Source organism: Microbacterium sp. B19(2022) (genome assembly GCF_012030385.1).
GTDB classification, from domain to species: Bacteria; Actinomycetota; Actinomycetes; order Actinomycetales; family Microbacteriaceae; genus Microbacterium; species Microbacterium oxydans_B.
Genome location: NZ_JAAUVO010000011.1, coordinates 16,659 through 30,671, shown reverse-complemented (window position 1 = coordinate 30,671; position 14,013 = coordinate 16,659). Strand labels below are relative to the sequence as shown.

The following is a 14,013-nucleotide window of genomic DNA, read 5'->3' as shown; positions in this document are numbered from 1 at the left end:
TTGTCTGGGAGGCGTCGGATGTGGTCATACCAGCCGCTCGTCGGGGAGGGCGAGGAAGTCGACGCCGGCCTGCAGCGCGAGCCGGTCTGACAGCTCGCCGATCGGTCCGTCCAGGTGCCCCACGGCGCGGACGTTCAGACGACGCGGCCCGGTCAGCGCGTGGTAGACCGCGAACTGGCCGCGGGGGTCGACGGCCGGATCCTGCACCGCCGCGGTCACGTGCACGGGAATCCGCAGCCGCCGTGCCGCGATCGCCGCGTCGAAGTAGTCGAGCACCGGGCGGTCCTCGGGGTGCCGGAGCAGATGCTGACGCACGGCCTCCCCGCTCCCGGTGCATTTCCGCGTGAGCCGCACGTCGTGGTCACCGAAGCTCGGCACGTCCAGCACGCCGCGGTGGAAGCGGGCGTCCCAGGGGAGGGCCATCGCGCCGATGCCGCCGCCGAAGCTGCCGCCGCTGAAGTCGAGTGCTCCGGCCGCTGCGGGCACCATCTCGAGCAGCACGGTGGCCGCACGCCAGATGTCCGCCGCACTGAAGCGGTGCGAGTAGGTGTCGCGGTGGGCGATCCCGGCGAGGACATGCTCGTCGGGGAGGGCGGGGATGCGGCTCGCGGTGCCGGCGTGGGTGCCGGGGGCGACCGGGAAGATCGCGGCCGTGTCGGCGGGTACCCGGTCGAGGTCGGGCGCCGTGCGGCCCCCGTAGCCGTGTCCGACGACCAGCCCGCGGGGTGCGCTCCCGATCGTGTGCGGCAGCATCACGTAGGCCGCAGTAGCCTCACCGGCCGAGGAGTGGAAGCGGATCTCCGCGACGCGGTGCGTCGCGGTCGGCGCGAGTTCGCGGGTGGTTTCCCACGGCACGGGACCTGTGCCGAACTCCGCGAAGGTCGCGCGCCAGAAGTCGTCGAAGTCGTCCGGCTCGGCGGGCGGCGCGAGCGGGGTCAGCAGCGCGCTGAGTGAGTACTCGGTCAGTTCTGCGGGAGGATCCTGGGGCACCGCGCGCGTCCTTTCGGGTGTTTCTGCCTGCTCGACGTTACCGGCGTGGCACGACGAGGCGGCGCCGTGGCCCGGAAGGCCGACGCATTGACATGATCGCATACGGATTGCAGTATGTGCATCATGGATTCAATGCCTGGCGATGGAGCCGAAGACAATCCTCTGCTGTGGAGCCGACGCTCCGTGCTGCGCGCACTCGTGATCGCGGGAGTGCTTCCCCCGGTGATCGGGTCGTCGTATGGTGCGGCCCCGGCAGCGGCGACGGAGCTCACGACGACGACCGGTGCGTACGCTGATGCCCTCCGCCGCCTGGACAAGCCGAATCTCGCGTTCACGCAGGTCGCGCAGCTGGTCGGACAGAACCACCGGATGACCTTCTTCCAGGCGACCTGGGACGGCGGGGCCACGATTGTGCGCGACCTCGAGGTCGCGCACAACGGCGGCTGGCTGCAGATCACCGACCCCGCGCACCGCTTCGACGAGCAGTGGCTGGTGCTGGAGGGGACACTGCCGTCGGGCAGCGCGCCCGAGCTGTACGGGCCGCTCGCACCGAGCTGGCTCGGCTTCACGTCGTACCAGGTGCTGGGCTCGCAGGCCATCGAGCTGACCACGAGCACGGACGACGTCGACCTGGTCGTCCGCTGGCGGCTCGAAGGCGCCCATCCCGAGGCGCACTACGTGCTGACGGCCAAGACCGCCGGTGACTACATCGTCGGATACCAGAGCCAGGACGCGCGCTCGCTCGACGACCTCGACGAGGTGCTGTGCGGGTCGTATCAGCACGCGCTCTCGGTGCTCGACGGATCCGCGCCCCTGGGCGCATGGGAGCTCTTCGCGCCGATGGCGCTGACCCAGTACGCGGTGGGCGATGTGGCGGTCACCTCGGGGGTGTACCTGCCCGCCGAGGTGGCCGAGTTCGTGCACGAGCGGCAGCTGATGGCCGACCGACAGCCTTACGGGATGAGTCTGCGCAACGACAGCCTCGACATCGTGCCCAGCATGTACGCGCCGCAGCCCGGGCTGCGCACGGCCATGGCCGTCGGCGAACAGCGCGGATTCGCGTTCGGCCTCGCGGCACGCCCGGACACGCTGTACGGCACGTACGCACAGCTGTGCCGGAGCGAGTACGGGCTGACCGCCTACCGCAGCAACGTCTACGACCGCTCGCTCACCGACGCCGTGCACGCGATGGCGGCACTGATCGCGGTGGAACCCGACGGAGACGACTCCGTCGACTACATCCCCTCGTACTCCGGGTGGTGGAACCGCGCCAAGGGGTTCGTCGATGTGGAGAACGAGGATGCCGTGCGCGCGGCGGCCAGCGGCGTCGTCCTCTCGGCGCACTATCTCACCGGCACAGCAGACGGCACTCTGTACGACCGCCGTGCGCGGCCGCTCGTCGAGTACCAGCTCTCCCGGAAGGGCATCGGACACACACCGATGATCGGGAGCCCGGTCTACAACGACACGAGCCAGTACCGCATCGGCAGGATCCCCACGGATGCCGTGAACCTGGCGTCGCTCTACCAGCTCACGCACGGCCGCAACGCCGGCATCCAGCGGCTCGCGGTGAAGGCGACCAAGGCCGGCGTCGTCGGGCAGAGCAGGGCGCCGTTCTCGAATGCCCTCGCGACGTACCGGGTCACCGGGGATCCGGCCTACCTCGCCGAGGCGACGCTGATCGCCCGCCGCTACTCCCAGGAGCAGATCCTGGAGCCGTACCGCAGCAACGGTCAGCCGCCCGGCGGGTTCGCGTACAGCTTCTCGAAGTACTGGGTCGACCTGCTCGAGATGTTCGAGGCGACCGGCGAGACCGAGTTCCTCGACGGCGCGTACCGGGAGGTCCAGCGCTTCATCACGCAGACGGCGGTCCGCCCGGTTCCGGGTGGCACGGTCACGGTGCCGGCAGGTCACGTCATCAAGCAGCAGTACGACTGGGAGTCGCGTTCGTCGCTGCCGTCCTACCCGACCACGAACGTGCCGACCGAGACCGTCCCGGCCTGGTACTTGTCTCCCTCGGGGCTCACGTTCGAGGCGCTGTCGTCGTTCAAGCTCGGCGTCAGCACACTGACCAATCCCGGCGGCGGCTATGTGTTCAACCCGTGCTGGGCGGGCGCCCTGCTGCGACTGGCGCATCACACCGGAGACGAGCTGCTGGCCGACATTGCCCACAACATGGTGATCGGTCGGTTCACCACCTATCCCGGCTACTACGGCCGACAGTTCCAGGTCGCGCACATGAAGCCCGACTTCGCGACGAGCGGTCCGGTGGGCATCACCGGGTACTACTTCCATCACGCCCCCGCGCAGCTCGGCCTCGCGATGGACTACCTGCTCAGTGAGAGCTTCTATCGCAGCGGTGGCGCGATCGAGTTCCCGCACGTGTTCGAGGCCGACTTCGCCTACTTCAAGTTCTTCGCCTACGGCCATGCGCCCGGGACCTTCTTCGGCGAGGACGGCGTCTGGCCGTATCTCCCGGCGGGGCTGATCTCGGTGTCCAATCCGCTCGTCAACTGGATCGGTGGTGTCGGCAACGATGCCCTCTACGTCAGCCTCACCAACTCCGCCGGATCGGCGCAGCAGGTGGTCGTCGACCTCGCCACCGAGCTGACCGGCATTCCCCGGGGGTTCTCCGGTGCCGTCGAGCTGGTCACCGCCAACGGCACCCGGTCCACCGGCGCGGCGGTCAGTGGCCGGGTCACCGTCAGTGTGCCGGCGCGGGGGCTCGTCGCCCTCGTCGTCCGGAACGTGGAGGTGCAGCGCCCCGGCCTGCCGTTCGACGACGTGGCCGACCATGGACGCGACAGCTTCCACGAGATCGACACGGACTCCGGCACCGACTACGGGATCGCCCGGGGAATGCTCCTGGTGAGACCCGACGGGCAGGGCTACGACGCCTACGTGCAGATCGACACCGAGGAGCAGGCGACGCTGTCGTATCGGATCGGCGACGGGGCGGCGAAGCAGGCCCCCGCGAAGGCCTACCCCTACGAGTGGACGATCCCGGTCGAGGATCTCACCGACAGATTCCGGTACACGATCACCTCCGGCGGGACGACGACCGACGAGGTGACCCTGCGGCTGCCGGCCAGGATCAGCGGAGCCAACCCGGGAGTCGTGGGCGACGTGATCGCGCAGGCGACGGGCACGGCCGGAGACCGCGTGCCGTTGACCTTCGAGGTGCGCAACGCCACCGCGGACCCGATCACCGGCGCCATCACGGTGGCCCTGCCGGCAGGGTGGCAGCTCGACGGGGCCGTGCCGCCGATCACGGTCCCCGCCGACGGCTCCGCGCGGGTGGAATCGGCGGTGATCATCGCGACGAACGCCGCGCTCGGCGAGGTCGATGTCACCGCGAACGTGACGGTCGCGGGGGAGGACCCCGTGCAGCTCCGCCCCGCCGCGATCGAGGTTATCGACCGCCGACGGCTGGTGTCCCTCACCTCGGACGTCGAGATCGTCAGCGGGCCGGGCGCCGTCGCCAAGCTCACCGCGCTCGTCATCAACACGGGCGTCACCCCGCTGCAGGGCACGCTCGCGCTGTACGGCCTCAGCGGATGGAGCGTGGGGCAGCAGAGCACGAGCATCACGGTGCCGCCGCGATCCGACCTCACCCACACCTGGACGGTGACCGCGGGTTCGGGCGTCGCGCCCGGATCATCGACGCGGTTCGAGGCGCGTCTCGATCAGACCCTGCGCCGGGGTGTGCTCGTGCGCGTCGCCGACGAGGGCGTCATCGCGCACACCCAGTCCCCGTGGCCCGGCTACCTGGAGTCCGGTAACTGGTACCCCAGCGGTCTGTCCGGCTGGAACGGCACCAGGACGCGGTACAGCGACTCCGACTCGGTGGGCAGCACGGTGACGTGGAACGTGGAGCTGCCGGACGCCGGGCTCTACCGCGTCTCGGTCTGGTACCCCACGAACTCGACGACCACGACCTCGGCGGCCTACGTCGTGGAGCATCAGGACGGCAGCTCCGAGGTCATCGTGGACCAGACGCAGGGCGCGGCGGCCTGGCGTTCGCTGGGCTCGTTCCGCTACGCCGCCGGGGCCACCGGCACGGTCCGACTCGAAGTCCGCAACACCAGCATCCACCGGGTCAGCGCCGCACAGTTCGTGCGCATCGGGAACTGACGCGAAAGAACGGGTGGGCGGGCCGGAGAGATCCGGCCCGCCCACCCGTTCTTCGTCGGATGTCGATGCGGGTCAGTGCCGCACGTACTCCTGGATCGCGTCCTCGTCGACGGTCACGCCGAGCCCGGGGCCGGTCGGCACGACGAACCCGCCGTCTGCGCGCACCTCGAGCGGGGTCGTCAGCAGGCGGTTGGCGACGGGAAGGGTGAACGGCTGGTACTCGAAGGCGAGGAGCGACGCGGAGCTCGCCGCGACATGCACGCCGGCGGCCATCGCGATGCCGAATGCGGCGGAGTGGTGCGGCGCGACCGGCACGTGGAAGGCATCGGAGACCGCGGCGATCGCGAGCCCTTCGGTGATACCGGTGCGGCCGATGTCGGGCTGCGTGAGGCCGACCGCGCGGCGGGTGAGCCAGTCCGTGAACTCGAAGCGGCTGCGCATGGCCTCGCCGATCGCGATCGGGGTGGCGAGAGCGGTCGCGAGGTCGCGGTGCCCCTCGACGTCTTCCGGGGCGAGCGGCGCCTCGAAGAACCATGCCCGCCGGTCGTCCAGCTCGCGGCCGAGCGCGCGTGCCTCGCCGAGCCGGTACGTCCAGTGCGCATCGAGCGCGACGTCGAGGTCGGGGTGCACACCGCGGACGGCGTCGTAGGTCGCCAGGTCGGTGCGGATGTCGGCACCCAGGTGCAGCTTGATGCGGCGGACGCCGCCCTCCACGAGCTCTGCGGTCTTCTCGGCGCGCTCGACGTCGTCGACACCGCGGATGCCCGAGACGTAGGTCGGCAGCACCTCGTGGAAGCGTCCGCCGGCGAGCTCGGACACCGAGAGCCCGGTGGCGTGGCCCCAGAGGTCCCACAGCGCGATGTCGACGGCGGCCATGGCGTCGGCCTGGTGTCCGGTGAGGTGTCCGCGCTCGCGCATCGACTCCGTCATGCGGTGCCACAGCGTGCGCACCGAGCGCGGGTCCTCGCCGAGGATGAGCGGGGTGAGCAGGTTGTCGACGATGGCCGCGGCGACGACCGGGGCCACGGGGGCGAGAGCCTCGCCCCAGCCGACCAGACCCTCGTCGGTCTCGATCTTCACGAGCAGCGTCTCGTATCCGGGGGAGTACAGGCTCCGCCACGGCGGACGGATGACGTACCCGCGGTGATCCACGGCGGTGTCGCCGGCGTACGAGTTGTTCGCATCCTCCTTCGACAGGTAGAGCGGGAAGGTCTGGACGCGCGTGATTCTCACTGGGGTCTCCAATAGACGGGGTGGTCGAACGGCCGGCGGCGGGTGCCGTCGTCAGAGGGGGGAAGCCGCAGTGCGGCCGAGGGTCAGAGCGCCGCGAACGCCGATGCGGTGCGCGACGGGCTGTACCCGAGGGCCACCGAGATCTCGTCGGCGGCTTCGATGAGCTGCAGGGCGAGCTCCTGATGCGGTTCGTGCAGATCGAGCACGGAGAGGGGGCCGCTGGCCGAGATGCCGGCGACGATCTCACCGGCCCGGTTGCGGATCGGCGCGGCGATGCAGGCGCGACCGAAGGCCAGCTCCTCGATCTCGGTCGCGTAGCCGCGGCTGCGCGTCTCGTCGAGTGCGGTCTGCATCGCCGCGCGGTCCACGATCGTGTGCGGCGTGAAGCGCTGCGGCGTCTGCGCGAAGTACTCGTCGACCTGTGCATCGGACATGCCCGACAGCAGGGCCTTGCCGATGCCGGTGGCGTGCAGGGGCCCGGTGCGACCGGCCATGGCGAACGACTTCGGCGCCAGGGCGCCCTCGAAGTTGCAGAGGTAGGTGAAGGTGAAGCCGCTGAGCTCGGCCACGTTCACGCCGATCTCGATGCGGCGGGCGAGGTTCTGCGCGATCTGCCGCGAGGCGCGGAAGATGGGGGAACCGTTGATCGCGACCGTGCCCAGGGACACCGCCGCAGGGCCGAGGCGGTACAGGCCCGTGCGGGCGTCCTGGACCACGAACTTCATGCGGTCGAGTGCCGACATCATGCGAGAGACCGTCGACTGGCCGAGGCCGGTCAGCGTGCAGAGCTCGGAGACCCTCAGCTCGCCGGATTCCTCCGTGAAGCATGCGAGCAACGACATCGCCCGTTCGACGGTCTGCGTGCCGCCTACCGATTCCGACGCCATGGTGACTCCTCCTTGGTGATGTGGCCGCATCTGCGCGACCGCGGCTCGTCGCCGTTGCCAGTCATCCTATTCAGCGAAATGGCTTCGAGCAACACAAATGTGGGTGTCTTATGCATTTTGTGGATTTCGCATCCGCATTGTGGTTAACTGGCCGCACGTCGACGTCGACGACTGTGACGACGATGCGCAGGGCCCTCCGGGGTCGTCTCTACTGGAAAGTGACTGCAATGCAACAAGCCATACTCGAGCGGCCCGCAGAGAGCGAGCAGAAGGCCGTCGAGCCTCGCTCAGGGCGGCGCTCCACGTTGGGGGCGAAGGACCGCACCTTCGGTTTCATGATCGCACTTCCCGCGGTCCTCCTGTTCCTCGTGATCGCGATCTTCCCCCTCGTGTCGAGCATCTGGACCAGCCTCTACGACCAGTCGCTGCTCCGCCCGGAGCGCACGTTCGTCGGCCTCGACAACTACGTGGCGGTCTGGGACGAGTTCTTCGCCCGCCTCGGCACCACCCTGGTGTTCGCCTCGCTCGCGACGGTCTTCCCGCTCATCCTCGGCGTCGCCCTCGCGCTGCTGCTGAACGCCCGCATGCGCGGACGCAACATCCTGCGCGGCGCGCTCATGCTGCCGTGGCTGCTGCCCGGTGTGGTCGTCTCCTTCCTCTGGGCGTGGATCTTCAACGACAGCTACGGCGTCGTCAACCACGTGCTCTCGATCTTCGGGCTCCCCGAGGTCAGCATGCTCGGCACCCCGACCGGTGCGATGGCCGCGGTGGTCATCGCCAAGACCTGGCACTCGTTCCCGTGGATCATGGTCGTCGCCCTCGCGGTGCTCCAGACCCTGCCGAGCGAGCAGATCGAGGCCGCCACCATCGACGGTGCGACGCGTGCCCAGCGGTTCCGCCACATCTCGCTGCCGCACATCGCCGGCCCCGTCACCCTGGTCGCGGTGCTCGAGTTCATCTACAACTTCGGCAACTTCGACACCATCTTCGTGATGACCGGCGGTGGGCCGGGCAACTCGACCACGACGCTCGCGGTCAGCCTGTACGACCTCGCCTTCGGCAGCTACGAACTCGGCAAGGCCTCCGCCATGGGCGCCCTCTGGCTCGTCCTGCTCGCGATCATCACGAGCGGATACCTGTTCCTCAACCGACGGCTGGAGAAGTGATGCGCCGTAGTCGCGATGTGGGGGAGTCGATCATCCGCCCCCACCTGTCCATCCCGGGGCGCGTGCTGCTCCTGCTGCTGGCGCTGTTCGGCCTGCTGCCGGTCTACTGGCTCACGGCGACGGCGTTCACGAAGAAGGAAGACGTCTTCTCCCTGGATCGGCCGTTCTTCCCGGTCGACCCGACGTTCGACAACTTCATCGGCTTCTTCCAGAACGACCTCCTGCTGAAGAACCTGCTGAACAGCATCATCGTGTCCACCGGCACGGCCCTGCTCGCGGTGCTCGTCGGTGGTCTGATGGCGTACTCGCTGTCGAAGTTCCGCTACCGCGGCCGCAACGCGATCATGTTCATGTTCCTCATCGGCCAGCTGATCCCGGGCGCACTGCTGCTCATCTCGCTGTACCTGATGCTGAGCTCGGCCGGGCTGCTGTACACCTACACGGCGCTGATCATCTCGTTCACGACGTTCACCCTGCCGCTCGCGGTGTTCCTGCTGAAGGGCATCATCGACGCCCTTCCGGACGACATCCTCGAGGCGGCCAAGGTCGACGGTCTCTCACGCACCGGCACCATGTTCCGCATCGTGTTCCCGCTCGTGGTCCCCGGTCTCATCACCGCGGGCATGTTCGCCTTCATGCGCGGCTGGAGCGATCTCCTCTTCGCCCTCACGCTCGCCGGCCCCGACAAGCAGACGCTGCCGGCAGGCCTGACCCAGGCGTTCATCCGCGAGGGCACGGCCGACTGGCCCGCCCTCATGGCGGCATCCCTCATCACGTCGCTCCCGCTCGTCATCATCTTCGTCCTCCTGCAGCGCTACTTCGTCTCCGGCCTCGCCGCCGGAGCCGTCAAGGGGTAGCCATGCGTCTCCCGAACAGCTCTACCCCCATCACCTCGAAGGAGCAGTCTCCATGACCATCTCGAACTCACAGCTGAGCCGCCGAGCCTTCCTCGGAGGCGGCACCGTGCTCGCCGCATTCGGTGCCCTCGCGCTCGCCGGGTGTGCAACGCCCGCCGCCCCCGGCGCCGGTGCCGGAGGGGCCTCGGCCGGTGCCGCGACAGCAGCCAAGACGATCAACTTCTACGGCAACTCGCTCGGCGAGGAGGCGCTGAAGTCCGCGTGGCAGGGCATCCTCGACGGGTTCTCCAAGAAGGAGGGCGTCAAGGTCGCCCCGGTCATCTACCCGTACGACCAGGCGGCCACGCAGCTCGCTCTGACCGGGCGCTCCGGCAACCTCATGGGTGTCGGTCAGTCGGGCGGGTGGCAGGTCCTCACGCCGATGAACGTGCTCGCCGACCTCACCGACCTCGCCAAGGGGCTCGGCATCCCGCAGGGCGTGCTCGACTCGTACACGATGGACGGCAAGCTGCTCGTGCTGCCGCTCACGGCCGCCGGCATCGGCATCATCACCAACGGCGAGATCGCGAAGAGCGTCGGCATCAAGTCGGGTATGACGGTGGAGCAGTTCGCCACCGCGCTCGAGAAGATCAAGAAGCAGGACAAGTCGCTGATCCCGTACGCCGCGGTCACCAAGAACCCGGACCTCAAGGACTCCGTGCCGTGGATGTGGGGCTTCGGCAGCGATGTCGTCACCGACGACCTCAAGTGCACGCTGGGAGACGCCGAGAGCGTCGAGGCCGTCACCTGGTACAAGTCGCTGCAGGACCAGGGTCTGACGCAGACCAACGTCGCCCGTAGCGACGCCCGCATCCTGTTCGCCAGCGGCCGGGCCGCGCTCTACGACGACGCCCCGCTCGCCTCGACCTTCGTCAAGACGAACGGTGCCGCGCAGAACATCATCGACAACATCGGAGCGATCTCGCGTCCGACGGCCGGAGGAAAGGACTCCTTCAACCGTGCCTGGGGCAGCGGCGTGTTCGCGACCGCGGGCGAGGGCGAGCTCACCAGCCGCGACTTCATCCTGTACGCGGCGACCAACGTCGAAGCGGCGACGGCACTGTACGAGAACTCCGCCGTGGCTCCGGCCGCCAAGAGTGTCGCCGACAAGATCCCGGCACTCGCGGCCGACAAGTTCCAGGGTGCGTTCCGCACGGAGGTCTCCGAGCACGCTCGGGGCGCCGCGTGGGATCGTGTCGCCGTGACGGCGCAGATCGATGCCGCCATCGGTGCCGGAGTCGCAACCATCCTCGCCGGGCAGGTCGAGGCGCAGGCCGGCCTGAACGCGCTGAAGAAGGAAGTCCAGGGGCTGCTCGACTCCAACGCCTGAGGCCCTGCACGAAGAAGGCCGCGTCCCGAAAGGGGACGCGGCCTTCCTCGTCGTGGGGACGACGGGGTCAGAGCCAGCGATCCCGGAGGACCGGCTTCAGCCAGGCCGCGGGGGACGAGATCGAGAGGCCGCCGTCGACCGCGATGGACGTTCCCGTGACGAAGGAGGCGGCGTCGGAGGCGAGGAACGCCACGACCGAGGCGACCTCCTCCGGCCGGCCGATGCGTCCGAGCGGGTAGCCCTCGCTCTCGCCGGTGTCTACCGCTGCGATGCTGCCCGGCTGCACAGCGTTGACGCGGATGCCCCGAGGGCCGTTGTCGAGCGCGAGCTGCCGCACGAGGCCGTCCACGCCCGCCTTGGCGGCTGCGTAGGCGGCCAGGGCAGGGGCGGCGAGCGAGGAGTTCACCGAGGTGACCGCGACGATCGACGATCCGCGGGTGAGGCGGGGGAGTGCGGCCCGCGCCACGAAGAACGCCGAGTCCAGCGTGGCGCCGAGTGCGCCGCGCCAGTCGTCGTCGCTCGTGGCCTCGGCGCGCGCGATCGGCATGCGGCCCGCGGCGAGCACCACGACATCGAGGCGGCCCAGAGCCTGCTCGGCGTCGGCGACGGCGCGGTCGGCGGCCTCCGGCGCGCTGCAGTCCGCGACGAGGTAGCGCTCGAAGACCGGGTCTGCCGGGTCCTCGAGCCCTACGCCGACGACGGCGTCTCCGCCGTCGACGAAGGCGCGGGCGATCGCGAGTCCGATGTCGGAGCTGCCGCCGATCAGCAGCACGCCGCGGCGTGTCACACGCGCACCGTGGCGGGGATCGGGGGCAGCGCGAGCTCGTCGATCACGAGCTTGACCGAGGCGCGGCTGCCCGCGTCCAGGCGCGAAGCGGGGTAGCGCACCGTCGCATGGTCGATCACGCCGCGTGCGACGAGCACCTCCTTGTGCACCGCCCAGGCGATGCCTCCCTGCAGACCGATGAGCACGAGAGGGAGCATACGACGGAACTCGGCACGCGCCTCCTCGACGCGCCCCTCGGTGAACAGCGCGAGCACCGGGCCGAGCAGGTCGGGGAACTCGCAGGCCGGCATCGTGCCCACCGCACCCCTGGCGTACTCCTCCAGGCAGAACTGGGCGTTCTGACCGCCGAGCACCGCGAAGTCGGGGTCCTCGATCGCCGCGACCACCGCGCCGACCTTGGGGGCCGTCGGCGGCGCCTCGACCTTGACGGAGTCGACCCCGTCGAGGCGGGCGATCTCGGCGATCAGGCTCGGCGCCATCGCGACGCCGGTGACGCCGGGTGCATCCTGCACCATGACGGAGAGCGTGGTCGCGGCGGCCACGTCGCCGTAGAAGTCCACGAGGGTGCCGGCGGGCGGCTTCACCATGAACGGCGGGAGCACCATGAGGGCATCCGCGCCGCCTTCCTCGGCGAGGAGGGACTGCTCGATGGACGTCGCGGTGGAGGTGCCGTTGACGCCGGCGATCACAGGGATGCGGCCGTCGACGACCCGGACGACATCGTCCAGGATCGTGCGGCGCTCCTCGGTCGTGAGAGCGAAGCCCTCGCTCGCCATCCCGAAGACGGCGACGCCGTCGACTCCGGAAGCGAGCTGGAACTCGACCAGTCGGCGCAGGCTCGCGCGGTCGAGGGCGCCCGTCTCGTCGAACGGAGTCGCCAGAATGGGCATCAAGCCGTGGAGTGTCGGAGCCATCAGCTGTTTCCCCGCTTCATCATCGTGTATCCACATTTCTCGCAAGTGTTATGCATATTGTGAGATAGTCTGCCACATAACGGTTACGAGCTACCAGCGAAGGATGATCCGGATGTCGCACACCCCGCCCTCCCGAACCGTCGAGATCATCTCCGACGCCCGTTACGTGCAGGCCGAATCTCCGCGATGGGACGGTCGCGACGGCGGCCTCGCCTGGATCGACATGGCCACCGGATCGCTGCATCGCGGACGTATCGAGCACGGCAGAGTCGTCCCCGAGACCGCGGTCGTGGTCGGTGCGCAGATCGGCGCTCCCATCCCGCTCGCGCAGTCGGGCGCCGGATGGCTTGTCGGTGTCGATCGCCGCGTGGTGCACGTCGGCGACGACGCGGTCGTCACGGCGCTCACCGACGACGTCGCCGCACCGGGCGACTACATGAACGACGGCGGCGGCGACCCCTCCGGCCGCTTCTGGGTGGGCAGCCAGTCGATGCCGCGCGATCCCCACTGCACGCTGTGGAGCATCGGCGCCGACGGCATCCCCGTCGCGCGCCTCGACGGTGTGACCGTGTCGAACGGTCTCGCCTTCGACCAGACGGGCACCACTCTCTACTACATCGACACCCTGCCGCACCGCAGCATCGAGGCCTTCGACGTGGCCGCCGACGGCACGCTGTCGAACCGCCGCACGGTGTGCCGCGTCGACGGCGGCAACCCCGACGGCATGACCATCGACCTCGACGGCAACCTCTGGGTCGCGGTGTGGGACGCCGCCGAGGTGCGCCGCTACTCGCCGGAGGGTGAGCTCCTGGAGACGATCGCTCTCCCGGCGAAGCGACCCACCGCTGTGGCGCTCGTCGGAACGCTGCTGGTGATCACGACGGCGAGCATCGGACTCGCAGACCCGGCGGATGCCGACGGCGCGCTGCTCGGCGTGCAGGTCGATGTCGCCGGCGTCCCGGCGTGGCCGTGGGCAGGTGCGGCTCCGGTCGTGAGCGCAGCCGGTTCCGTCGCGGAGGCGGCGCTGTGAGCACCGTAGACAACGCGCAGCTCCGGGAGCGACTGCGAGCCACGCGGCTCGTCGCGATCCTCCGGGGCACCGACGTCGATGCGACGGTGGCCGCGGCGCGCACGCTCATCGACGCGGGCGTCGCGACGCTCGAGATCGCCCTCACCCTGCCGGACGCCGAAGAGGCGATCGCCCAGGTCGTGCAGGATGCTCCGGAATCGGCGCTGATCGGCGCCGGGACCGTGCTCAGCGAGGCCGACGTCGAGCGGGCAGCATCCGCCGGCGCGCAGTTCATGGTGACGCCCACCCTCAGCGCCTCGGTCGAGTATGCGGTCGCGCAGGGGATCGGCGTGCTCCCGGGTGTGTATACGCCGACGGAGATCCAACGCGGTCACGACCTCGGCAGTGCGGCGGTCAAGCTGTTCCCGGCGTCGGCGCTAGGAGCCGGCTTCATCCGCGCGGTGCGCGACCCCTTCCCCGATGCGCGGATCATCCCCGTGGGCGGAGTGCGCGTCGACACGGTGGGCGAGTACATCGCGGCCGGAGCCTTCGGGATCGGGGTCGGGGGACCCCTCGTCGGCGATGCCGCCGCACCGGGCGGCGATCTCGCGGCGCTCGCCGTTCGCGCCCGTGCGTTCGTGCAGGCCGTGCGCTCCGCCTGATCGCG

11 protein-coding genes are annotated in these 14,013 nt (G+C 69.6%); 6 read left to right on the top strand and 5 right to left on the bottom strand.

Features of this window, described 5'->3' with window-relative positions; translation table 11 throughout:
• Positions 1-24 precede the first annotated feature (24 nt).
• Entirely contained in the window at positions 25-990 is a 966-nt protein-coding gene (locus HCX50_RS11605; RefSeq protein WP_167634498.1) for an acetylxylan esterase, read from the bottom strand.
• Between the two features lie 123 nt (positions 991-1,113).
• Between HCX50_RS11605 and HCX50_RS11600 the strand changes: the two genes are divergently transcribed.
• A complete protein-coding gene (locus HCX50_RS11600; RefSeq protein ID WP_167634497.1) occupies positions 1,114-5,124 on the top strand; it encodes a golvesin C-terminal-like domain-containing protein in 4,011 nt (1,336 codons plus the stop codon).
• A 72-nt stretch (positions 5,125-5,196) separates the two neighbouring features.
• On the opposite strand, the gene HCX50_RS11595 is transcribed toward HCX50_RS11600, so the two are convergent.
• Both HCX50_RS11595 and HCX50_RS11590 read right to left on the bottom strand, forming a co-directional pair.
• Positions 5,197-6,357, bottom strand: a complete 1,161-nt coding sequence (locus tag HCX50_RS11595) for an enolase C-terminal domain-like protein (protein WP_167634496.1) — start codon at positions 6,355-6,357, stop codon at positions 5,197-5,199.
• A gap of 83 nt (positions 6,358-6,440) precedes the next feature.
• Entirely contained in the window at positions 6,441-7,244 is an 804-nt protein-coding gene (locus HCX50_RS11590) for an IclR family transcriptional regulator (protein WP_029273785.1), read from the bottom strand.
• 335 nt (positions 7,245-7,579) lie between these two features.
• On the opposite strand from HCX50_RS11590, the gene HCX50_RS11585 reads away from it, so the two are divergent.
• The 3 genes from HCX50_RS11585 to HCX50_RS11575 are packed head-to-tail and all read left to right on the top strand — an operon-like array spanning position 7,580 to position 10,636.
• The gene (locus HCX50_RS11585) at positions 7,580-8,410 is read left to right on the top strand and encodes a carbohydrate ABC transporter permease (protein ID WP_231481692.1); all 831 of its coding nucleotides are present in this window, start codon (positions 7,580-7,582) and stop codon (positions 8,408-8,410) included.
• A complete protein-coding gene (locus HCX50_RS11580; protein ID WP_051662341.1) occupies positions 8,410-9,267 on the top strand; it encodes a carbohydrate ABC transporter permease in 858 nt (285 codons plus the stop codon). Before HCX50_RS11585 ends, HCX50_RS11580 begins: the two co-directional genes overlap by 1 nt.
• Before the next feature lie 52 nt (positions 9,268-9,319).
• Positions 9,320-10,636 (top strand): extracellular solute-binding protein, encoded by a 1,317-nt coding sequence (locus HCX50_RS11575; RefSeq protein ID WP_167634495.1) that lies wholly within the window; start codon positions 9,320-9,322, stop codon positions 10,634-10,636.
• A gap of 67 nt (positions 10,637-10,703) precedes the next feature.
• On the opposite strand, the gene HCX50_RS11570 is transcribed toward HCX50_RS11575, so the two are convergent.
• Positions 10,704-11,423: an SDR family NAD(P)-dependent oxidoreductase gene (locus tag HCX50_RS11570; protein WP_091030897.1), complete on the bottom strand. Its 720-nt coding sequence runs from the start codon at positions 11,421-11,423 to the stop codon at positions 10,704-10,706.
• Complete coding sequence (locus HCX50_RS11565) at positions 11,420-12,337, bottom strand: dihydrodipicolinate synthase family protein (RefSeq protein WP_091030893.1); 918 nt, start codon at positions 12,335-12,337, stop codon at positions 11,420-11,422. Before HCX50_RS11565 ends, HCX50_RS11570 begins: the two co-directional genes overlap by 4 nt.
• A 112-nt stretch (positions 12,338-12,449) precedes the next feature.
• Here HCX50_RS11565 and HCX50_RS11560 point away from each other — a divergent pair, with 112 nt between their 5' ends.
• Both HCX50_RS11560 and HCX50_RS11555 read left to right on the top strand, forming a co-directional pair.
• The gene (locus tag HCX50_RS11560) at positions 12,450-13,367 is read left to right on the top strand and encodes an SMP-30/gluconolactonase/LRE family protein (protein ID WP_167634494.1); all 918 of its coding nucleotides are present in this window, start codon (positions 12,450-12,452) and stop codon (positions 13,365-13,367) included.
• A complete protein-coding gene (locus HCX50_RS11555) occupies positions 13,364-14,008 on the top strand; it encodes a bifunctional 4-hydroxy-2-oxoglutarate aldolase/2-dehydro-3-deoxy-phosphogluconate aldolase (RefSeq protein ID WP_167634493.1) in 645 nt (214 codons plus the stop codon). The genes HCX50_RS11560 and HCX50_RS11555 overlap by 4 nt, the downstream gene beginning before the upstream one ends.
• Positions 14,009-14,013 lie beyond the last annotated feature (5 nt).